Source organism: Ideonella flava, from assembly GCF_051857595.1.
Lineage (GTDB): Bacteria > Pseudomonadota > Gammaproteobacteria > Burkholderiales > Burkholderiaceae_C > Ideonella.
Genome location: NZ_JBPZHD010000022.1, coordinates 1 through 21,007, shown reverse-complemented (window position 1 = coordinate 21,007; position 21,007 = coordinate 1). Strand labels below are relative to the sequence as shown.

The following is a 21,007-nucleotide window of genomic DNA, read 5'->3' as shown; positions in this document are numbered from 1 at the left end:
CCATGCGCACCACTTGCAGCTTGAACGCCGCGTCAAACGTACGTCTTGTCTTTGTCATCTCAGTCGGGACCTCTCGGGATTGAGCTCCCTATCGAGGTGTCCGGACGGATTGGACCACTGCAAGGCGAACCGCTGCCTCAATGAATTCCTCCCACTGTGCGGGCCCGAAATGCAGGATTTGAGCCGAGGGCGGCAAAACGCCGCCCTTCACCACGAAGCGGTTCGCGCGGGTACGTCGGCCGTCCTTTGGGGAAGTGCTCATATTCCTGACGCCCGAGCTCATGCCCGTTTTTGGCGCCCCTCTCCATCTGCGCGCGGATGTTACCGGTTGGGAAGCCACTAGCGCCCACGGATTTTCCCCTTCGTGACCGGGCCTCCATCAACGGCGGCGAAGCCCTCCAGTTTGGTTTGGAAAGCCCGCGCGTCGTTTAGGGAAGGTCTGCAAAACCCAGCTCCGGATGCCCCATGGCGCTCCGAGCGGGCTTGACGCTCAACGATGCGCGAAAGCGACCGGGATTTGATGCTTCAGCGGCGATCAGCAGCCCGTTTGGGGCCTCATCGCGCGCCCATTGGCGCACCGCGGGCGCACTCATCCCTGCGCCCCCAGCATTTGCCGTCGCACCAATCCACAGATTGCTCAGCGCGAACAGCATGGTCAGCCGCGCTGTGTTCTTGGCCAGTCCGCGGTAGCGCACCTTGGCATAGCCAAACTGCTGCTTGACGACCCGGAACGGATGCTCGACCTTGCGCGGATGCAGGCCTTGATCTGCTCGACGCGATCGATGTCGCGCGCCAGTGCGCTGCTCAGATCCAGTGCCTTGCGCTTGCCCGGTCGCATGGCCACGTGCCAGTTCACTTTCAGATTCGGATTGCGCTTGTCCACGCCCTGGTAACCCGCATCCGCCAGTACGTCCGTCTCCTGCCCGTGCAGCAGTTTGTCGGCTTGGGTCACGTCATTGACGTTGGCGGCCGTGCCGACAACGGTGTGCACCAGGCCCGATTCGGCATCGACGCCAATGTGCGCCTTCATGCCGAATTGCCACTGGTTGCCCTTCTTGGTCTGGTGCATTTCGGGATCGCGCTCACCATCGTTGTTCTTGGTCGAGCTGGGCGCCGCGATGATGCTGGCATCCACGATCGTTCCAGTCTTGAGCATCAGCCCTTGCCGGGCCAAACCGGCGTTGATGACAGCCAGAATCTTCGGGGTCAGCTCATGCTTCTCCAGCAGGTGCCGGAAACGCAAGATGGTGGTCTCGTCGGGCATGCGCACCGCGCCTTCCAGACCTGCAAAGCGGCGGTACAGAGGCCGCTCGTGCAGCTCCTCTTCCATCGCCGGATCACTCAGGTTCCACCACAGCTGCAGACAGTGGATGCGCAGCATCGTCTCGATCGGAAACGGCGGACGCCCACCCAGCGCCTGATGCGCGCCGCGCGCATGCGGCTGGATCAACGCCACCAACTCGCCCCACGGAACCACCTGGTTCATCTCGTCGAGGAAGACCTCTTTGCGGGTCCTCTTGTGCAGCGGGTCAAAGTCGAGTCGGGTCTGATCCATGTCGCGCATCGTCGCTCAACATCACGTCGGCCAACAGTCGGACTGACCAGAGGCTTTGCAGACCTTCCTTAGCAGTGCGCACAAGGACACTGCTGCGGTGGTGCCGACATTCGTGCAGCTGCCCATGCCGCAAGATGTGCAGCCCGCGCTGCCGCCGGCGTCGGTGCAAGCCCCGGACACCATCTCGGTGGAGATCCGCCGCGGCAGCACCACCGTGCAAGCCGAGCTGCCGCTGGATGCTCGCTGTGCCGCCTGGCTGCGCGAGGTCCTGGGTTGATCCGCGTCGATGCGGTCTGGCTGGCCGTGCAACCGCTGGACATGCGACTCGGGACCGAAGCCGCATTGGCCCGCGTGGTCGGCATCTTCGGTGCCGTGCATCCGCATCATGTCTACCTGTTCGCCAACCGGCGCGCCGACCGCATGAAGGTCCTCGTGCACGACGGCATCGGCGTGTGGCTCGCAGCTAGGCGGCTCAACGCCGGCAAGTTCGTGTGGCCGCTGGACAGCGCGAGCATGCAGAGCCTGACGCGCACGCAGCTCGATGCGCTGGGTAAGCGTGGCCTCGAGGCCACGCTTACGTGCCGCTGGCCCGCGGCGATGGCATTCGCTTCGACCTCCAGGTCGTGGGCGGCGCCATCCCGCGAGAGTTCATCCCGGCAGTGGAGCAGGGCGTACGCCGCGCCGTGGACTTCCAGGCCACCCTGGGGGACGGCAGCTTCCACGAACGCGACTCGTCGTCTCTCGCCTTCGAGCTGGCTTCGGCGGCCGCAGCGAGAGAGGCCTTCAGCCAGGCCGGTCCGCCGCTGCTCGAGCCCGTGATGGCCGTCGATGTGGTCACCCCTGCCGAGTACCTGGGCGACTGCATCGGCGATCTGCACCGCCGACGCGGCTCATTCGCGGACAGGCCTGCGCGGCAATGCGGTGGTCATCGATTCCAAGGTGCCGTTGAAAGAGATGTTCGGCTACATCGGCCGCCTGCGTACCCTGTCCTCGGGACGTGCGCAGTTCACGATGAAGTTCGACCACTACGACACGGTGCCGCACGCCGTCATGGCGGAGGCCATGGCCGGCTGACAGGAGATTCGGCCGCGGGCGGCATGGTGCCCGCGACCCATCGGTGGCATTCTCCTCGTGCAGATCCAATGCTGAAAAAGGCCGTGCGCGGCAACGCTGCGCACGGCCCTCGTCCTCAATTCAGCCTTACCTTATCGACACGCCACCCTTCGCGTAGTAGTCCTTGGTCTTGTTGAACAGGTTGTCCCCGTCGGTATGGGCGCTCGTCGACTGCCAATCGCCGGGGCCGAACAGCAGTGCCACGACGTGAGAGTCGGCCACCAGGTCCATGTGCGCGAAGAGCCAGTCGATGCGGCCGTCCTGGTAGTGCTGCTCGGTGTTCGTCCCACGGCTGTTGCCCAGCGGCAGCTGCCACATGACGATCGGCTTCTTGCCTAGCGACTCGGAAACCGACTTGCTCCAGGCCATGAAGTCGCGCGCCCGGGTGCCGACCTCGATCGCCGAGTCCGTCGGCTTGACCCACCACGTGTCGAGCCCTTCCTTTTGCTTGACGCCTGCATCGCGGTCCGTGGGGTCGACGACGATGAAATCGCTCGCCTCGGCGCCGAGCGCGCGCAAGAATTCGGCTATGCGCTTCGCATCGTCCGGTTGCGTGTAGTTCCAAGAGGACGCGTGCAGGCCCACGGTGGCGTTCTTGTCGTAACTGTGGACCATTGCGATCACGCAGCGCGAGACGCCGGCCACGGTGTTTGGCTGGTTCGGGCAGTCGGTCGGGTTCACCGTAGCGACCTGGGCAGGAAGCTTGGTCGGGTCTGAATTGACACTGCGCACGAAGCCCCAGAGATCCGGTTCGACATGGATCATCGCCTTCGTCGTGCCGAGCTTCCTAAGGAAGAAGCGGAAAGAATCGAAGAACCGGCTCATGGCGACCGGGTCGTTCAGGGTCAGTATCTCGTCGCTGCCTTCAGATTGCGACATCTCCAGGATCTGGTACCAGTCCCAGAACATGATCTGCGGGTAGGGCTGGCCGTTCCACGTCACCTCCTTGCCCGCGAAGCTTGTGGTGTTCGTCACGAAGCCACCGGGAGGCTGGTAGAGCTCCTGCCAGCACAAGCTCCAGGTCGACTTGACGACGTGCTCCTTGTACAAGCAAGGCCCGCAACCCCCTCTGGAGTTGTCGCTGTCGTAGCAGGTCGAATTCTTGTCCAGCGGGGGCATGCCGTTCAGGTACTGGTAATACACCTCGAACGGAGCGGGAAGCTTCCTGTTGTTGGGGTCGGCCGGGGTGCTCACCGGTTCGCCGTCCCCATTGGTGCCGATCATCACCTTGGTGTGCCCCATGAACGCCAGCGGCGAGGATGTGCCGCATCGGCCGTCCACCGGGTTGAAGTACCAGCGCTTCAGCGGCGACGGCGTGTCCGTCGAGCGTTGGTACAGCACGCTGCCGGCCGTCTTGTTCGCCATCGCCAGCTGTTTCTTCGATTCCACCGAGGTGATGGTGTAGGAACCGCCGTCGGGACGGGCGACCAGCCACTGCTGATTGGCGTTCCCGGTGTAGTCGTACTGGCCCACGGGGGCGCTGACGTCGTGGCTGGCGTTCAGCAGGTCGAGCGCCTTGTTGCTGTGCATCGCCTTGAAGGTGAATGCATTGCCGACCTTCGCGGCGAGCCACTGCTGGTTGGCCTGGCCCGTGGAGGGCCACTGAATGACCTTCGCCAAGTTGTCGGTGGACCCGCTTGCGACGTCAAGCACGAGGCTGCTGCCTTCATTGACGATGTAGTAGGCCCGGCCGGCCTGGGGTGTATCCGTGCAGTTGGCCGCTTGGGCGCCGAGTGAAACGAGTATGCCGGCAGCCGCGAGTGCGGTTCTCGATCGCGCGTTGATTCCCTGTCGGTACAAGGAATGATTCTTGAAGTCCATGGATGCTTATCTCCGATAACAGTGACGAGGAGAGCGGAACTCCGCTGATTCCCGAGGACAGGTTATGGGAGTGCGGGCGCCGTGTCCTGAGCGATTTTCGAGGGGTTTGTGACCATCGTCCGGTTGCGGCATGAGGAGCATGCGCATCGACGCCCGCCCGAGGCGCCGATGCAGGAGCTCGCCTTGGGGGCCGTCTCAGTGCACGAACCGGCCGGCCGGCCCGATCATCGTCATCTCGACGAAGTGGGAGCCATTGTGGTTGTCCGGGCTGAAGGAGATCCTCACGCCGCCCGCATCCCAGTTGCCCATGGATTCCAGCGCGGCGACGAGCCGGGCGCGGGTTAGGTCGCGTCCGGCCCGTTGCAGGCCTTCGACGAGCACCTTCGCCGCGAGGAATCCTTCCATGGATCCGAAGCTCGCGGCCGGGACGTTGGCCTTGCGCAGGGCCTTGGTGTACTCGCGCTGGATCTGCAGGCTCTCGCCCCAGGCGAAGGGCGTCACCTCGGAGATCATCACCCCGGTGCCCTGGCTGCCCAGTTCGTCGGCCAGCGCCTTGCCGCCGCCGAAGGATACGCTGACGAACTGCCCCGAATAGCCGCTCTTCTTCATCTCTTTGATGAGCGCAGCGCTCGAGCTGTAGGAGCTGATCAGCACGACGGCCTGGGCGTGGCTGGCCAGCAGGGTCTTCGCCTGGGCGGCCACGTCGGTGCTGTGGCGCTCCACCGTGGCCGAGCCCACCAGCTGGGTCTCGCCGCGCTTCTTCTGGGCCGTCGCGAGGGCCTCCAGGCCAGCCTTGCCATAGGCATCGTTCTGGTAAAGGACGGCGATGCTCTTGAGGCCGCTCACGGCGAGCTGGTCGACGATGTACTGGGCTTCGTCGAGATAGCTGGCGCGCAGGTTGAACACCATGCGGTTGAACGGGCTGCGCAGCGCCTCGGCGCCACTAACTGGAGCAATGAACGGCACCTGGGCGGCGGTGGCGATCGGCAGCGCCGCGAGCGTGGTGGAGGTTCCCACGTAGCCGAACAGGGCAAGGACGTGATCTTTCTCGACAAGCTGCGTCGTATTCCTCACCGTCACGCTCGAATCGTAGGCATCATCCAGCGCTTTCAGCTCGATGCGGCGTCCGTGAATGCCGCCGCCTTCATTGACCATCTGGAAATATGTTCTCGCGCCGAGATTGAACTCCGTCGCCAGCTGTGCCGACGGGCCGCTGAAAGGTGCGGATTGGCCGATCACGATGGCTTCCTGGCCATGGGCGGTGAACGCGAGAAAAGGCAGCAGGCAGGCGAGCGCTTGCGAAACGAAGGAACGCATGGTGAGGATCAGTTCGGTACGGGGAGCAAAGTGGCCGTTGAACAGGCCGCAACCATCGCTTGTGCGAAGGCCATGCGTGGACTCGGCGCCGACGGGTACCGCGAAGCCCGCAATGTAGTGAACAGCCTGGACGGAATCTTGATTGAAATACTAAGAATTCATGACGAGACGAGAAGCCTGCGAGGCTGCGTGAGCAGTTCTCGTTCAGCGGGTATCGAAACGAGATGATGGGCGAGGTGTTCCGATTCGGCCGGTGCGAAGTGAATGCCGCCAAGCGCCAGGTGGTATTCGAAGGCGAGGAGCGGTCGCTCGAGCCCCGGCCCTTCGATGCCCTGGTGTACCTGCTCCGGAACCGCGAGCGGGTGGTTCCGAAGGACGAGCTGCTCGATGCCGTCTGGCAGCACAAGCATGTGTCGCAGGGGGTCATCTCGCGGGCGGTCTCGCTCATCCGCAGGGCGATCGGCGACGATGCGGTCGAGGGCTCGCCGGTGCGTACCGTCCATGGCGTGGGCCTGCGCTTCACGGGCGAGGTGGAGGTCACGGTCTGCCTATCATCCAACGGGTCGACGGGAGAGCTTACGGCTGCGGATCCCATCCCGCCGGCGTCCCGCAGACCCGCCAAGGCGCCGCTGCTTGCGGTCCTGCCCTTCGAAAACCTCACCGGCGAAGCCGGCCTGGACTGGGTCGAGTTCGGCCTTTCGTCGTTGACCGCCCACGGGCTCGAGCAGGCGTCGCGAGTCAGCCTCGTGCCCTTGGCATCCCTGCAAAAGGCGCTGGCTGCGATCCCCGGGCCTGCGGACGCGACGAAGCGGGCCGAGGCCATCCGCCGCCTGCTGGGAGTCGATCTGTTGCTTCATGTGCAAGTCCGGCGGGATCCGCAGGGGTTCCGCCTCGACTATTCGCATGGTTCGGAGCTCGCCAGCGCAGATCAGGGCAGCTTGCGGGGGGCCGATCTCGTCACGCTGGCGGACGAGCTGGCCGGTGAGGTCGGCCGAGCCTGGACCCCGGCCGGGCAGGGCCCTCCGATCGCCGTTCACACCATGGACTCCCTCAGTGGCGAGAGCTTCGCGCGGGCCATGCAGGCGGCTGGCGAACAGAAGTGGAAGCAGGCGAGTCACTTGTTGCACGTGGTACTCGACACCGACCCCGGCAGCGCGCTCATCCAGCGGGAGTTGTTCACCTGCCTGGCCACGATTGGCGATGAATCGGCCATCCCGTTGGGTCATGAGCTGCTGCACGGGGCCGAGACGGCTGGCCAGCCCGAGGGGATGGCCTTCACGCACCACATGCTCGGACGCTGCCACGCCCTGCGCCGGATGCAGGATCCGGCACAGCGGCATCTCGACGAGGCCCTGTGCCTGTCGCAGGAGCATGGCCCCTGGGAGTGGACGCCGATGGCCATGCAGTACCGGTTCCAGCTGGCCATGCATCACGGCGAGCTCGACCGGGTGCGGCAGCTGATGGAGGTCATGCGCCGCTCATGGGCGGACAGCGCGAACCAGTGCCTGCGCATCAATTGGCTGTCGAACCTTTCGATGATGAGCTGGCGCAGCGGTCATCTGGCGCAATCCCTGCACGTCTCCTGGGCCGCGCGGCAACTGAGCGCCGGACTCAACCTCGCCGGGGATCATGCGGAGGCCACCGTAAGCCTGGCAGTCGTCTGCGGCGAACTCGGCATGCTGAGCTCGGCGATAGAGCATGGCAAGGAGGCGCTGGCGGCCGGCCTGGCACTCGCGGAGCCGACCATCATTGCCAGGATGGCCTGCTCCTTGTGCTGGATGTACCGGGAGTCCAGGTTCCCGGAGGGCGCGGCGCAGATCGTGGCTTCGCTGGACTGCGTGGAATACCGTGTCGCGGCCAGTCTACCGGGCCTGTGGATGGCGCGCGGCCACCACGCCGCGGCCGAATGCCGCCATGACGAAGCCGCGAGCCATTGGCGAGAGGCGGTGGGTCGGGCCCGGCGGCACGCCTCGCACGCAGAGTACGTGGCGCTGCCGTGGCTTGTCGTCTCGCTCATCCAGTGCGGGTCACTGAATGAGGCGCATCAGCTGCTGGAGGAGTCGCTTCAACGTCCCGACATCACCGGCTACCCCAGGGTGACGGCCGCGCTGCAGCACGGGCAGGCCTTCTCACTGCACGCTTCAGGCCAGCGCGAGGCGGCCCTGGCGCTGCTGTCGAAGGTCGCGGACGAAGCGCCGCAGAGCCACTGGCGCGCGATGGCCTGCATGGATGCTGCCTGGCTGCAACTCGACGCCGGCCGGCTGACCGCCGCCCGGCGCCTGGTGCGCGACCTCGGCTCCTGGCTGGAGGAGCATCCCCTGGGCAGGATGCTGCATGCCCGGCTGTTGCAGGCCGAGGGCGGCGCGGCGTGCGAGCACTTGCTGGCCGAGGCCGCCTCAGTGGCGTCGCGCTGCCTGCCCAGCCGTTCGTAGCCGCTCTGGTCCCGGGGCCTGTGGCTGGCTATCCAGGGGGCCGTGGGCGGGAACGCGAAGAGCGACGGTGCAAGCGGCGGTGTCAGTTCGCCGACCTCGTATCGCAAGGATTTCCCGGCGAGCATCCTGAGGAGGAGGTGTCGCACCAACCAAGCAGATCGGGCCTTTGCTGGGAGAGTGCGATTCCCTTCACCCGCTCCAAAAGATGTCCAAGAGGGTTCCACAGGGCCCTCTTTGCTTGTGCGCCCAGCATGGGCGCGATCTTCGGGGTGCAAGTCCCCGGCCGAGCTGGCCACAGCGAGGCAAGCGAAGCGCAACGGCGTGAGGGTGACCGAGCGTGGGGAGGAAGCGTGGAGCGTAAACCGTGAGCCGAGGTACACGAACCGCATCCGAGGCGGCGCCGGCCAGGGCGAGCAGGCAAGTAACTGCAAAGCTCTCGTGGCCAAGGGCCAGGCGACGTAAATGCGGCGGTTGTGCGGTGAAGGATCGCGTTTCTTACCTGGGGAGATCTCGCCTCGTGGCTGAAAGGCCGACCGGGATGACCGGGAGCGAGAAGTCAGCAGAGGTCGTAGTAGCCGGGGTCGCCCGGCGAAGGGCCGAACGAGAAGGACAGTCACGAGACATGTTGCTTGGCGAGGCAAGGCATCAGAAGCCCGCGAAACCGGAAGGTGGAGCGGGGCGCACGGTGGCGGGGCGCGGTGAAGCCGCGCCTGAAGCCGTGAGCGATGAAGCCACTGGCGCGGCATGCACAAACGGACTGCGGGGCCATTGACCTGCTGGGGCAGGCGCTGGCCAGAGAGAACATGGCCCGCGCGTGGAAGCGCGTGAAGGCCAACAAGGGAAGTGCTGGCGTCGACGCACGCACGGTGCAAGACACGGGCGAATATCTCAAGCAAGCATGGCCCGGCATCCGAGCTGGGTTGCTCAACGGCAGCTACCGGCCTGATCCGGTGCGCCGCGCAGGCATACCGAAGTCGGGTGGCGGGGTGCGCGAGCTGGGGATACCGACTGTGGTGGACAGGCTGATCCAGCAAGCGCTGTTGCAAGTGCTGCAGCCGCTCATCGACCCGACGTTCAGCGAGCACAGCCACGGCTTCCGGCCGGGGCGAAGCGCGCACGGGGCGGTGGTGGAGGCGCAGCAGTACGTGCAGGCCGGCTACAGGGTGGTGGTGGATGTGGACTTGGAGAAGTTCTTCGACCGCGTCAATCACGACATCTTGATGGACCGGCTGGCCAAGCGGATCGCAGACAAGCGGGTGCTGCGGCTGATTCGCCGCTACCTGCAAGCGGGCATCTTGGCGCACGGGGTGCACAGTGAACGGTTCGAGGGCACGCCGCAAGGCGGGCCGCTGAGCCCGCTGCTGGCCAACGTGCTGCTCGACGAAGTGGATCGGGAGTTGGAGCGGCGCGGACACAGGTTCGTGCGCTACGCCGACGACTGCAACGTCTACGTCAGGAGCCACAAGGCAGGCGAGCGCGTGCTGCAAGCGCTGCGCGGCTGCTACGCGAGGCTGGCGCTGAAGGTCAATGAGTCGAAGACGGCGGTGGCCACGGTATGGGGACGCAAGTTCCTGGGCTACTGCTTGTGGGCCGCCCCGCGAGGGGAGGTCAAGAGGGCGGTGGCCGATCAGGCCATGCGCCAGCTGCGCGAGCGCATCCGGCAGCTGACCCGGCGTACCGGCGGCCGCAGCCTCGAACAGATTGCCGAGGACTTGCGGGGCTACGTGCCGGGCTGGAAGGCGTACTTCCGGGTGGCGCAGACCCCGAAGGTCATGCGCGCGATGGACGAGTGGCTGCGGCACCGGCTGCGAGCGGCACAGCTCAAGCAGTGGCGGCGCGGGACGACGATGTTCCGTGAGTTGCGCAAGCTCGGTGCGAGCGTGGACCTGGCCGCACGCATCGCCGGCAACGCCCGGTGCTGGTGGCGCAACAGCCGCATGGGCCTGAACATGCTGATGCCGATCGCCTACTTTCACCGCCTGGGAGTCCCGCGATTCTCCTGCCCTCAACTTCTCGAACCGCCCGGTGCGGACCCGCATGCCGGGTGGTGTGGGAGGGGTCCGGTCAGCGATGATCGGCCCCTATCCCGATTGGACTCCCGTGAATCGCTCGCTGCCTTGTGCCGCACGCCCAGGCCGCCGGGCGGGGCCTGTGCCGCTTCGCCCAGGCCTCGCGGCGCCGGGCCGTCAGCGCCCGGGCCGCGGTGAGAGGGCCACTTTGCGGAGCGCCGACACCAGTGGCCGCTCGTCGTCGCGGCGCCATGCCAGGTGCACGCTCACGCGCAGGTCCAGCCACGGCAGCTCGCGGAAGGCCACGTCCTTCGGCGCCCCGACCCGCAGGCTGGACTGCACGACGGCCAGGCCCAGCCCGGCGCTCACCAGTTGCAGTGACGACAGTGGATCCGATGTCTCGTAGGCGATGTCCGGCGTGAAGCCGGCTCGCTGGCACGCCGCGACCAGCGCTGGACGGATGGTGTCGACCGGTTGGCGAACGACCGAGATCCAGGGGCGGTGGTCAAGCTGCAGAGGCTTGACGGACCGTGACTTCCGCAGCGGATCGTCCGCCGGCATCGCGAGCACGAGGGGCTCGTCGAAGACCTGGACGGCACACAGGCCCGACTCCGGATCCGGCGCACGATAGGTGAATCCGAGGTCCAGCGTGCGCTGTAGCAGGTGCTCGAACTGGACCGTCGTTCCGAGTCCCTGCAGCGACAGTGCCACCGACGGGTGCGCGCGACGGAACCGTCGCAGTGCCGGCGTGACGACGTTCGCATGCATCGCCCCTTCGACGTAACCGATGGCCAGCCGCCCGGCCGCGCCACTGCCGAGACGTCGCCCGAAGGCTTCGAAGCGCTGCGCGTTGGCCATCAGCGCGCGCGCTTCGCCCAGCAGGTCGCGTCCCTCGGGTGTGAGCCGGATGCGCTGCTTGCTGCGCTCGAACAGCAGAACGCCGAGCTGGTCCTCGAGCTGGCGGATCTGCCGGCTCAGTGGCGACTGCGAAATGTGCAGGCGCTCCGCCGCGCGGCCGACGTTCTCGTCCTCGGCCACGGCGATGAAGTAGCGCAGCTGGCGCAGTTCGATCATCAACCGCCCGTCTGCGCCGCCAGCGCGGCCTGGAAGCTCTCGATCTCCTGCGCGAGGCTGCCGCGGCTGCGGAAGTGGCGGCCGGCACGGTCGTACCAGTACTCCGCATCCTCCAGGTCGCCCTCTTGCACGTGCAGCAGCCCGTGGAGCCAAGCGGCCAGCGCCGAGTCGTCGCGCTGAACCGGGTCGTGCGCCTCCTTCCAGTGGCCCTCACGCATCAGTTCGGCAATCTCACTCAGGGTGGCCATCGAGCGTTCCGGCAACAACATCGATGCCGATTGAACCACGGCAGCAAGCGCCGCGCGCCGCGCACTCAATGCCACGAGGGGCTGTGCAGTGCCGCCTGGAATACCTGGACACGCGTCTGCACGAGGCGATGGACCTGGAACGAGTCCTGCGCCAGCATGGCGTCAAGGGCACCGCGATCGGCGCAGTCGGCGAGCAGCGCGCCCCCGCTGCGGTCTTCCAGCGGCCCGGCCACGACGATGCGGCCCGCACTGATCTGCTGGTCGAGCCAGTCCTTGTGGGTGCCGAGGTGCTCGGCCACCTCTTCGGCGGGGCGGACATAGGTGAGCGTCACGAAAAACAGCATGTTGATCTCCAGAGGGCGGCAAGGTGGGTGGTCACGCGGACACGGCCGATGTCACGTCGTTGACGCTGGCGCTGGCCTGGTCCATCGAGCGCGAGCGGGCCTCGTCGCCGCGCGACAGGTTCTCCGCCCGCACGAATCGCACGTCGCTGATGCCGATGAACCCGAGCACGGCCTTCAGGTACGCCTCCTGGTGGTCCATCTCCGCGGCCGGGCCGGCCGAGTACTGGCCGCCGCGCGTCGAGACCACGATGACCCCCTTGTCGCCCGCGAGGCCTTGCGGGCCGGTGGCGGTGTAGCGGAAGGTGCGGCCGGGCTGGACGATGCGATCGATCCAGGCCTTGAGCTGACTCGCCACCGAGAAGTTGTACATCGGTGCCCCGATGACGACGACCTCCGCGGCGAGGAACTCCGACACCAGCGCGTCCGAGCGCAGGTGTTCGGCCTGGACTGCCGGGTTCGCCTCACCCCCGCCGATCGGCCTGAAGCCGGCGGCGATGGGACCGTCCAGGTGTGCGACCGGGTGGTCGATGAGATCTCGATAGACGACGGTCGCGTCGGGAGTCAGTCGGCGAAGGTCAGCGACGACCTGGGCTGTGAGGGTGCGTGACGCCGAGCCGGCGGACAGGATGCTCGAATCGATGTGGAGGATGTGCATGGCGTGCTCCTGCTGGGTTCACTGGGGCGCCGGATAGACCAGCGGGAGATAGATGTCGACCAGCGCCGCACCGGCGTGGTTCGGGAAGGCGCGCAACAGCTGCGCCTTGTAGTCGGCCGCACCGGCAGCCGACTGCCGGATGCGGTCGACCGTGTCGAGGTAGGCGAGGTCCTGCTCGATCGTGCGGCGGTCGCCGGCAGGGCCGTGGCCCGCCAGGAAGGTGCGGTAGCGCGTTTCGCCCAGCAGGCCCTTCAGCGCCGTGCGCCAGCCATCGGTCGGCCCGGCCGCCCAGAGGTGCACGCCGTTGTAGAGCAGGTCCTGCGCGATGTAGACGCCCTGGTCGGGCAGCTTTATCACCAGCGCCTCGGGCGACTCGTTGTCGGCGACCGCGGCCAACTCCACGTTCACGCCGTCCACCACTTCGCGCCCAGGCTTCGCGTCCCGACTCGGCAGCGCCAGCCGCTGCGCGACCATGTTCGGGCCCAGCCTCGCCGTCCAGCGCGCGATCTGCTTCGGTCCGTCCTCTTCGATGTGGTGGCGAACCTGCGGCAGCGCGTAGATCGTCACGTCGGGGAAGGCCTCGCCCATGCCGAGGTAGTGATCAGGATGCTCGTGCGAGATGTAGAAGCGGGTCACGGGCTTGCCCAGCTTGTCGACATAGGCCTTCAGGTCCGCGGCGTAGGGCGAGAAGAACTGGCCATCGACGACGAACAGCTGGTTCTTGAACTCGAGGACATGGCTGGTGACGGAAAACACCGCGGCCGGTGCCATCAGGGTGTGGACCGTCAGCTCGGGCGTCGAGAGCACCACGCGCGCCTCGGCGTGCGGGCGGGGGTCCGATTGCGCGGCGGCAGGGGTCGGTTGGACCAGTGCGATCAGGCCCGATGCACAGGCAAGAACGACGCAGGAGAAGAGTTTCTTCATGAACATGCTGGCAGGTGGATGAGGCCTTCAGCATCTCTTGCTGGGACCGAGACGTCCAAGACCGTTTCAGCCGGAGTTGAGACCCTTCAGGTCTGACGCGCAGGGCCGGCATCGGTCCGCGAGGGTCTGCGCATCACCCGTTCGTTGGACAAGACTCAAGCTGTTCGGGCATGGCGTTTCGCGCTAAGCTGGGGCGTACTTCGAATCGCAAGGGAATGCCCGTGAGTCGATTGGCAGACCGCCGCCCGGGTCGGTTCGTGTCGAGCCTGCTAATGGCTGCCGCGCTCACGAACATGCCGTCTCAGCTGCTCGCGATGGAGCTACCCCTGCAGATCGCCCAGTACGCGCACACGTCCTGGACCATCCGGGAGGGTGCCTCGCTGGGCCTGGTCTTCGCGATGGCGCAGACGCCCGACGGGTACCTGTGGATCGCCGGGTCCTACGGCCTTTTCCGCTTTGACGGCCTCCGATTCGTGCCGTGGAGGCCTCCGGACGGGCAGTCTCTGACCAGCGGACCCTACAGCTTGCTGGTGTCGCGTGACGGCACGCTGTGGATTGGCACGTTCTATGGTCTGGCAAGCTGGAACGGGCGCGAGTTCGTCCGTTATCCGCAGTTGCTCGGATCATTCGTGACCTCCTTGCTCGAGACCCGCGACGGAACCATCTGGCTCGGCGCCATCGCCGAATCCGGGCGCCTGTGCTCCGTTCGTGCGGGACTCGTGGAGTGCTTCCAGGCGGAGGGTGGCTTCGGCGCACGCGTCTGGAGCCTGGCCGAGGATGGAGACGGGAATCTGTGGGTCGGTTCCGACTCGGGCGTCTGGCGATGGTCTCCGGGCCACCCCCAGCGGTTCGCCACCTCCGGCATGCGCGTGGGTGACTTGAGCACCACCGTCGACGGACAGGTCTTGGTCTCCCTCTGGGGCAGTGGGCTCAGACAGATTTCAGGTGACCGGCTCGCGCCCTATCGGTTCAGACCCGCTGCTTCCCCAGACCAATGGGTCGCTGACGGCAGCGTCAAATCCAATAAGCTCCTTCGCGACCGCGACGGAGGTCTGTGGATAGGGACCGAAGGCCTCGGGTTGATTCACGTGAAGGACGGCCTGGCGGACACCTTCAGTCGGGTGCAGGGCTTGTCCGGCAACATCGCGTGCAGTCTGTTCGAGGATCACGAGGGCAACATATGGTTTGGCAGCGACAAGGGGATCGATCGATTCCGCAAGCTGCCCGTCACCACGCTGTCAACACAGCAAGGCCTGCCCAACGAGGTCACCAAGTCCGTGCTGGCCACCACCGACGGAAGCGTCTGGGTGGCCACGGACGGTGGACTGGCGAGATGGAAGGACGGCAGGTCCTCCGTGTTCAAGGAGCGCGAGGGGCTGCCCGATTCGCATGTGCAGTCCCTCTACCAGGATGCCGAGGGGCGCCTTTGGGTCAGCACGGCTGGCGGCCTGGCCTACTTCGCGGACGGGCGCTTCGTCGCGGTGGACGCAGGCCCCAGCAGCGAGATCTACTCCATCACCGGCGATGCTGCGGGCAACCTCTGGTTGTCGGGGAACAAGGGCCTGGCGCATTTGGACCGAGGGCGGTTCGCAGGGAATGTCCCGTGGTCCGCGTTCGGGCGCCGGCAACAGGCGCAGGTCATCATCGCCGACAGAGGAGGATTGTGGCTGTCGTTCTGGGAGCACCCCGGGGTGTCCTATTTCAAGGACGGCAAGGTCCAGGCCACTTACACCGCCGCAGAAGGCGTGGGAGAGGGCTATGTCAGCAGCCTGCGGATCGATGCCGAAGGTGCACTGTGGGCGACGACCGGAGGAGGTGGCCTGACCCGGATCAAGGAGGGCCGCGCCACGACCCTGACAGTGGCCAACGGCCTGCCCTGCGGCACGGTCCACTGGTCGGCATTGGACGATCGGGGCTCACTCTGGATGTACGCGGCCTGCGGTTTGGTGCGCGTCGCGCGTGACGACCTGACGGCTTGGATCGCCGACCCTCGCCATCGAGTGTCGCCGACGCTGTGGGGCGGCGCGGACGGCGTTCCGCTGCTCATCGCGGCGCCGGCGTTTCACAACCCTCCCTGGGCCAAGGGCTCGGATGGAAAGCTCTGGTTCGTGTCGGGCGCCGACGTGCAGGTGATAAATCCGGACCACATGTCTTCCAACCCGGTTCCTCCGCCTGTGCAGATCGAGTCCCTGGTCGCCGATCACCAGTCCTATGCGGTTGCGGGTCGCCTGGAACTGCCGCCGCTGGTGCGCGACATCGCCATCGAGTTCGCGGCTCTGACCTTCGCCGATCCGCGCAGCACTCGCTTTCGCTATCAGCTCGAGGGGCACGACACCGATTGGCAGGAGGCCGTCGACCGCCGGCAGGCCAGCTACACCAACCTGCCGCCCGGCCACTACCGCTTTCGCGTGAAGGCGGCCAACAACAGCGGCGTGTGGAACGACGAGGGCGCGCAGTTCGAGTTCTCGATCCGGCCGGCCTTCTATCAGACGCTCTGGTTCCGCGTGGCCGGCGTGGCGCTGCTCGTCGGCCTGGGTTGGCTCGCCTTCCATGTCCGGCTACGGATGCGCATCCGGAGGCTGCACCGCGAGTTCGAGGCGACGCTGGAGGGGCGTGTGGCCGAACGCACGCGCATAGCGCGCGACCTGCACGACACCTTGCTGCAGCACTTCCACGGGCTGCTGCTGCAATTGCAGGCTGTGTTCAACCTCCAGCCCGATCGCCCACGTGAAGCCAGGCAGGTGCTGGCGAACGCCATCGATCGCGCAGCGGAAGCGATCGCCGAGGGCCGCGCCACCGTACAAGGGCTGCGGAGCGCGGCGCTGGAGACGAACGACCTCGGGGACGACTTGCGCAGGCTCGCCGACGAGATCGTCAAGGAGGTGGGCAGCATGGCCTCGGCATCCGTCGTGGTGCACGGAGATCCCCAGGAAGTGCATCCGCACATGCGCGAGGAGATCTCTCGCATCGCCGCCGAGGCATTGCGCAATGCCTTGCGCCACGCCGATGCGCAGGGCGTCGAGCTCGAGATCCGCTACGAGCCGAGGCAATTGCGCGTGCTGGTGCGAGACGACGGCAAGGGGATGAGCCCGGAGGTGCTGCGCAGTGGCAAGCAAGGCCACTTCGGGCTGAGCGGGATGCGCGAACGCGCCGAAATCGTCGGCGCGAGGCTGGTCGTTCGAAGCGGCGAGGACGGGACGGAAGTAGAGATCACTGCCCCAGCATCGCGGACATACGCCAAGCCATTTCGCTCTGTGACATGACTTGTCCGAACGAGATCGGCGAGCCTTGTCCTTGTGCCCTCATGAAGTCCCGCGAAGGGGCCAGGCCGAACAGCCCCAGCCCTGGGACGCCCACAGCCCTGCGGAAGCGAGCTCGTTCGCGTCGGCGGCTGGGGGGGCGTGGTGCGTCCTCAGGCCGGGGTTGCTGGCCGGCGTGCCGGGGATGGCTCCAACTCGCCCGACTCACGCGCCTTGCGGCCGTAGAAAAGTTCGAACAGCGGTGTGGCCATCATGGTCGTCACCACCGCCATCAGCACCAGCATCGACAACAGGGCCGGGCCGATGATGCCCTTCTGCAGGCCGATGTTGATGATGATGAGTTCCATCAGGCCGCGGGAGTTCATCAGCGCGCCGATGCCTAAAGCGGTGCGGTTGTCTTCGCCGGACATGCGCGCGGCCAGGTAGCAGGCGCCGAACTTGGCCAGCACCGAGGCCACCAGCACGCCGCCGGCAATCAGGAGCAACTGGACCGAATTGATCATGTCCAGGCGCGTGTTCAGGCCGGAGTAGGTGAAGAACATGGGCAGCAGCAGCAGCCCCGTGATCGCCTCGACCTTCTTCTTCAGCTCGGTCACGAACAGGCCACGCGGCATGGCGACGCCGAGGATGAAGCCGCCGAAGATGGAGTGGATGCCGACGGCGTCCATGACGAAGGCCGACACGCAGAAAGCCATCAGTGTGATGCCCAGCACCGTGTTGCTCATGTGGCCGTCGCGCTCGACCATGTGTCCCAGCGGCGCCAGCAGCTTGCGGCCGAACAGCATGACGAAGCCGGCCCAGAGGATGCCGCCGCCGATGGCCAGGATGGCGACGCCGGAGCCCGCGCCGAAGGCCGACAGCACCAGGGCCAGCACGCACCAGGAGGCCGCGTCATCGAAGGCGCCGGCTGTCAGCGTCAGCGTGCCGAGCGTGGTGTTGGCCAGGCCCTGCTCGTTGATGATGCGGGCCAGCATCGGGAAGGCAGTCAGCGCGATGCAGGCGCCCATGAAGAGCGTCGCATTGGCCGTGGAGATGCCTTCCGCGAACAGCCCCGGGATGGTCAGCAGGATGGGCGTGATCAGGAAGGCGATGAAGAACGGCGCCGCGATGCCTGACGCCGATACGCCGATGGCGCTCTTGGCCTTGGTGGCGAAGTGGTCCAGCCGCAGCGTGGTGCCGACCAGGAACATGTACAGGCCCACGCCGAGCTGGGCGCCGGAGTACAGGACGTTCTTCATCTCCTTCGGGAAGATGGCGGCCTGGACCTCGGGCATGAACAGGCCGAACAGCGACGGGCCGAGGATGACGCCCGCGATCATTTCGCCCACCACCTGGGGCTGGCCCAGGAACTTGCGGCCGGCCCAGCCGACAGCAAGACTGGCCGTGATGATCACGGCGAGCTGCAGGAAGAAATGCACGCTGAAGTCGGTGGGGGAGTAAGTCTTGGCGACTGCCGCCGCGGCGGGGCCGTGCTTGGCGAACACGTCGCCCAGGGTGGCAAGAAGGTCGAATTCCATGGGTCTGCCTATCTGGATTTGTACTGGCGCACTTGAAGCGAAACTGCCGCGGCGCACTGTGCCAGCGGGCGTCCTGTTGTCCATCCGGAAGCGCAGCCCTGAAGCTATGTACCTACATCCCAATTGCGGTCATGAAGGTACGTAGGTACATTCGCGACCCTGATGAAGCTCCTCACCAGCCGCGAGTTCAACCGGGACGTCAGCTACGCCAAGCGCGCGGCGCAGGTCGAGCCCGTGCTCATCACCGACCGTGGCCAGCCGACCCACGTGTTGATGAGCATTGCCGAGTACCGCCGCCTGACGGGCGATGGCGAGAGCATCCTGGACCTGCTGGCCATGCCCGAGGCCGTTGCGCTGGATGCGGCCGACGCGTCACGCGAGGGCGCCTGGGACCATCGCGAGAGTCTCGACTGACGTTCCTTCTCGACACCGGCATCGTCCTCGAACTGCGCAAGGCCTAGGCCGGCCAGTCCGACCCAGGCCTCGCCGCCTGGGCCGCCGGCATCGCGCGGCAGAAGCTCTTCATTTCGGCTTTGAGCCTGCTGGAGATCGAGAACGCCGCCGCGCGGCTGGGCCGCAAGGACCGCGCCGCCGGCCCGGTCGTGCGCGACTGGATCGACAACCGCGTCATGCTCGCCTTCGAAGGCTGCGTGCTGCCGGTGGACGCGGCCGTCGTGCGCCGCCGCGCACAGCTGCCCTATGCCAACACGCGCGACGGCCTGCTGGCCGCGACGGCGCTCGAACACGGCCTCACCTTGGTGACCTACCGCGTCTCGGCCTTTCGTGCCGGCCGCGTGAAGCTACTCAACCCGTCCGGCTACATTGCCCAGCCCGGCGAGGAGGACGAGGACTGGAGCCACGGCGCCCAGAACGGCCACCAGTGGCTGAAGAATCTCTACGTGAGAGCCTAGGCTGATGCCCAAGCGACGCATCCTGATCGTCGGCGGCGGCACGGCAGGCTGGCTGACGGCCGCCTACCTGGCCAAGGCCCTGAAGCTGACCGAGCGCCGCCATCTCGAGGTGACGGTGCTGGAGTCGCCCGACATCAGCAGCGTCGGCGTCGGCGAGGGCACCTTCCCCACCATCCGCACGACGCTGCAGTTCCTTGGCATCGACGAGGCGCGCTTCATCCGCGAGACCGCCGCCACGCTCAAGCAGGGCATCCGCTTCAGGGACTGGGCGCGCACGCCCGTCAACGGCGAGCACCAGCAGTTCTTCCATCCCTTCGAGGCGCCGTTCTACGCCGAGGACCTCAACCTCGTGCCCTACTGGCTGCTACAGGACGCGGCCGTGCGCCCACCGTTTGCTCACGCCATGACGCTGCAGGTGCGCGTGGCCGAGGCCCAGCGTGCGCCCAAGCGGGCGGGCGAGGCGCCGTATGCCGCGCCGCTGAACTAAGCCTACCACTTCGATGCGGCGAAGCTCGCCAAGCTGCTGGCCGAGCACGCGCGCCAGCTGGGCGTGCGCCACGTCGAAGGCACGGTGACCGATGTGTCGCTGGGCGCCACGGGTTCCATCGCGCATCTCGACACTGCCGAGCACGGACGCTTCGAGGCCGACCTCTACATCGACTGCACGGGCTTTCGCGCCGAGCTGATCGGGCGCGCGCTGGGCAGCAGCTTCAAGTCCGTGCGGCACCAGCTCTTTGCCGACCGCGCGCTGGCTTGCAAGCTGGCCGTCGCTGACGCCGATGCGCCGATGGAAAGCTGTACCATCGCCACCGCGCACGAGGCCGGCTGGCTGTGGGAGATCGGTCTCAACGGCGCGCGCGGCATCGGCTGCGTCTACTCCAGCAGCCACCTGAGCGACGACCGCGCCGCCGAGATCCTGCGCACCTACTGCGGTCCGGGCCATGCGGACGCGCCGATCCGCAGCATCCCCTTCACGCCCGGCTACCGCGAACAGCAGTGGGTCAAGAACTGCGTCGCGGTGGGCCTGTCGGCCGGCTTCCTGGAGCCGCTGGAATCCACCGGCCTCGTCCTCATCGAGGCGGCGATCGGCATGATTGTCGACATGCTGCCGCACAGCGGCCCCATGGAAGCACCCGCGCGCCGCTTCAATGAGCTGATGGCGGCTCGCTTCGAGAACATCATCAACTTCCTGAAGCTGCACTACTGCCTGAGCCAGCGCGAGGAGCCGTTCTGGCGTGACAACGCCGCGCCGGTCTCCGTCCCGGAGGGCCTCGCGGAGCTGCTCGAGCAATGGCGCATCAGGCCGCCGGGGCGCTTCGACTTCATGCTAGACACCGAGACCTTCGCGTTCTTCAACTACCAGTACATCCTGTACGGCATGGGCTTTTCGACGGACCTTGGCGCGGCCCGCGACGACTTCCCGCTGGTGGCGGATGCCGACAAGCTGTTCGCCAAGATCCAGCGCTTCGCCGACCGCGCCGTGGCCGACCTCCCCAGCCACCGGGCGCTGATCGAGCGGATCAACGCAGGCCGCTGAAGGCCTGGGCGTCTCAGTCCTGGCGTTCCACCAGTTCCGCGCCGAGCGGCTCCAGGCGCAACGTGCCGTCCCAACGCTGGCCGCCGAGCACGCCTTTCATCGCGCCGGCGATGGGCACGTCCACGGGTGCCCAGGTGGTGTTGACGTAGAGCACGCGGCCGTCGACAGCACGCGCGAACACGCCGTCCGGCGTCTTGGGGCCGGGCTGGATGCCGAGGCCGGCGTAGAGCTGGCGCAGCAGCGGCCGCATGATCTCCGGCTGCGCCGGGGTGGCGACGTAGATCGCGCGG

Annotated in this window: 13 protein-coding genes and 6 pseudogenes; 9 read left to right on the top strand and 10 right to left on the bottom strand. The window is 66.6% G+C overall.

Translation table 11 applies throughout. From position 1 onward, the window contains the following. Positions 1-623: 623 nt before the first annotated feature. Positions 624-1,564 (bottom strand): annotated as a pseudogene (locus ACS5PM_RS31845) (IS5 family transposase); the annotation flags it as partial. Between the two features lie 115 nt (positions 1,565-1,679). Between ACS5PM_RS31845 and ACS5PM_RS31840 the strand changes: the two are divergent. From ACS5PM_RS31840 to fusA, 3 genes and pseudogenes are all read left to right on the top strand, one after another. Further along, positions 1,680-1,832, top strand: coding sequence for a hypothetical protein (locus tag ACS5PM_RS31840; RefSeq protein WP_439392128.1), 153 nt, complete (start codon positions 1,680-1,682; stop codon positions 1,830-1,832). Further along, positions 1,829-2,092, top strand: a pseudogene (gene tnpB, locus ACS5PM_RS31835) (IS66 family insertion sequence element accessory protein TnpB); the annotation flags it as partial. The gene ACS5PM_RS31840 and the pseudogene tnpB, both read left to right, overlap by 4 nt. Positions 2,093-2,136: 44 nt before the next feature. Further along, positions 2,137-2,629: pseudogene (fusA, locus tag ACS5PM_RS31830) on the top strand (elongation factor G); the annotation flags it as partial. Positions 2,630-2,755: 126 nt separating this feature from the next. Here fusA and ACS5PM_RS31825 read toward each other — a convergent pair. Together ACS5PM_RS31825 and ACS5PM_RS31820 are read right to left on the bottom strand one after the other, a co-directional pair. Then, positions 2,756-4,489: an RICIN domain-containing protein gene (locus ACS5PM_RS31825; RefSeq protein ID WP_439392127.1), complete on the bottom strand. Its 1,734-nt coding sequence runs from the start codon at positions 4,487-4,489 to the stop codon at positions 2,756-2,758. Between the two features lie 195 nt (positions 4,490-4,684). Continuing rightward, positions 4,685-5,806, bottom strand: coding sequence for an ABC transporter substrate-binding protein (locus tag ACS5PM_RS31820; protein ID WP_439392126.1), 1,122 nt, complete (start codon positions 5,804-5,806; stop codon positions 4,685-4,687). A gap of 236 nt (positions 5,807-6,042) precedes the next feature. Here ACS5PM_RS31820 and ACS5PM_RS31815 point away from each other — a divergent pair, with 236 nt between their 5' ends. Next, positions 6,043-8,238: a winged helix-turn-helix domain-containing protein gene (locus ACS5PM_RS31815; RefSeq protein ID WP_439392125.1), complete on the top strand. Its 2,196-nt coding sequence runs from the start codon at positions 6,043-6,045 to the stop codon at positions 8,236-8,238. Between the two features lie 622 nt (positions 8,239-8,860). Further along, a pseudogene (ltrA, locus tag ACS5PM_RS31810) lies at positions 8,861-10,238 on the top strand (group II intron reverse transcriptase/maturase); the annotation flags it as partial. 186 nt (positions 10,239-10,424) lie between these two features. Here the strand turns inward: ltrA and ACS5PM_RS31805 are convergent. The 5 genes from ACS5PM_RS31805 to ACS5PM_RS31785 all read right to left on the bottom strand — a co-directional run bounded on the left by ACS5PM_RS31805 (position 10,425) and on the right by ACS5PM_RS31785 (position 13,492). After that, complete coding sequence (locus ACS5PM_RS31805; RefSeq protein WP_439392124.1) at positions 10,425-11,321, bottom strand: LysR substrate-binding domain-containing protein; 897 nt, start codon at positions 11,319-11,321, stop codon at positions 10,425-10,427. After that, positions 11,321-11,569 (bottom strand): hypothetical protein, encoded by a 249-nt coding sequence (locus ACS5PM_RS31800; protein ID WP_439392122.1) that lies wholly within the window; start codon positions 11,567-11,569, stop codon positions 11,321-11,323. Before ACS5PM_RS31800 ends, ACS5PM_RS31805 begins: the two co-directional genes overlap by 1 nt. Before the next feature lie 65 nt (positions 11,570-11,634). Next, a complete protein-coding gene (locus tag ACS5PM_RS31795) occupies positions 11,635-11,913 on the bottom strand; it encodes a YciI family protein (RefSeq protein WP_439392120.1) in 279 nt (92 codons plus the stop codon). A 31-nt stretch (positions 11,914-11,944) separates the two neighbouring features. Further along, entirely contained in the window at positions 11,945-12,568 is a 624-nt protein-coding gene (locus ACS5PM_RS31790) for an FMN-dependent NADH-azoreductase (protein ID WP_439392119.1), read from the bottom strand. Between the two features lie 18 nt (positions 12,569-12,586). After that, on the bottom strand, positions 12,587-13,492 hold the full coding sequence (locus ACS5PM_RS31785; RefSeq protein ID WP_439392118.1) for an MBL fold metallo-hydrolase: 906 nt from the start codon (positions 13,490-13,492) through the stop codon (positions 12,587-12,589). Between the two features lie 272 nt (positions 13,493-13,764). On the opposite strand from ACS5PM_RS31785, the gene ACS5PM_RS31780 reads away from it, so the two are divergent. After that, positions 13,765-16,755 (top strand): sensor histidine kinase, encoded by a 2,991-nt coding sequence (locus ACS5PM_RS31780; RefSeq protein WP_439392117.1) that lies wholly within the window; start codon positions 13,765-13,767, stop codon positions 16,753-16,755. Between the two features lie 149 nt (positions 16,756-16,904). On the opposite strand, the gene ACS5PM_RS31775 is transcribed toward ACS5PM_RS31780, so the two are convergent. Further along, complete coding sequence (locus tag ACS5PM_RS31775) at positions 16,905-18,269, bottom strand: cation:proton antiporter (RefSeq protein WP_439392116.1); 1,365 nt, start codon at positions 18,267-18,269, stop codon at positions 16,905-16,907. Between the two features lie 162 nt (positions 18,270-18,431). Here ACS5PM_RS31775 and ACS5PM_RS31770 point away from each other — a divergent pair, with 162 nt between their 5' ends. The 3 genes and pseudogenes from ACS5PM_RS31770 to ACS5PM_RS31760 all read left to right on the top strand — a co-directional run bounded on the left by ACS5PM_RS31770 (position 18,432) and on the right by ACS5PM_RS31760 (position 20,717). Continuing rightward, entirely contained in the window at positions 18,432-18,683 is a 252-nt protein-coding gene (locus ACS5PM_RS31770) for a type II toxin-antitoxin system Phd/YefM family antitoxin (RefSeq protein WP_439392115.1), read from the top strand. A gap of 89 nt (positions 18,684-18,772) precedes the next feature. Beyond that, positions 18,773-19,180, top strand: coding sequence for a PIN domain-containing protein (locus tag ACS5PM_RS31765; protein ID WP_439392129.1), 408 nt, complete (start codon positions 18,773-18,775; stop codon positions 19,178-19,180). A gap of 4 nt (positions 19,181-19,184) precedes the next feature. Continuing rightward, a pseudogene (locus ACS5PM_RS31760) lies at positions 19,185-20,717 on the top strand (tryptophan halogenase family protein). Between the two features lie 13 nt (positions 20,718-20,730). On the opposite strand, the pseudogene ACS5PM_RS31755 reads toward ACS5PM_RS31760, so the two are convergent. Continuing rightward, positions 20,731-21,007, bottom strand: a pseudogene (locus tag ACS5PM_RS31755) (beta-galactosidase); the annotation flags it as partial.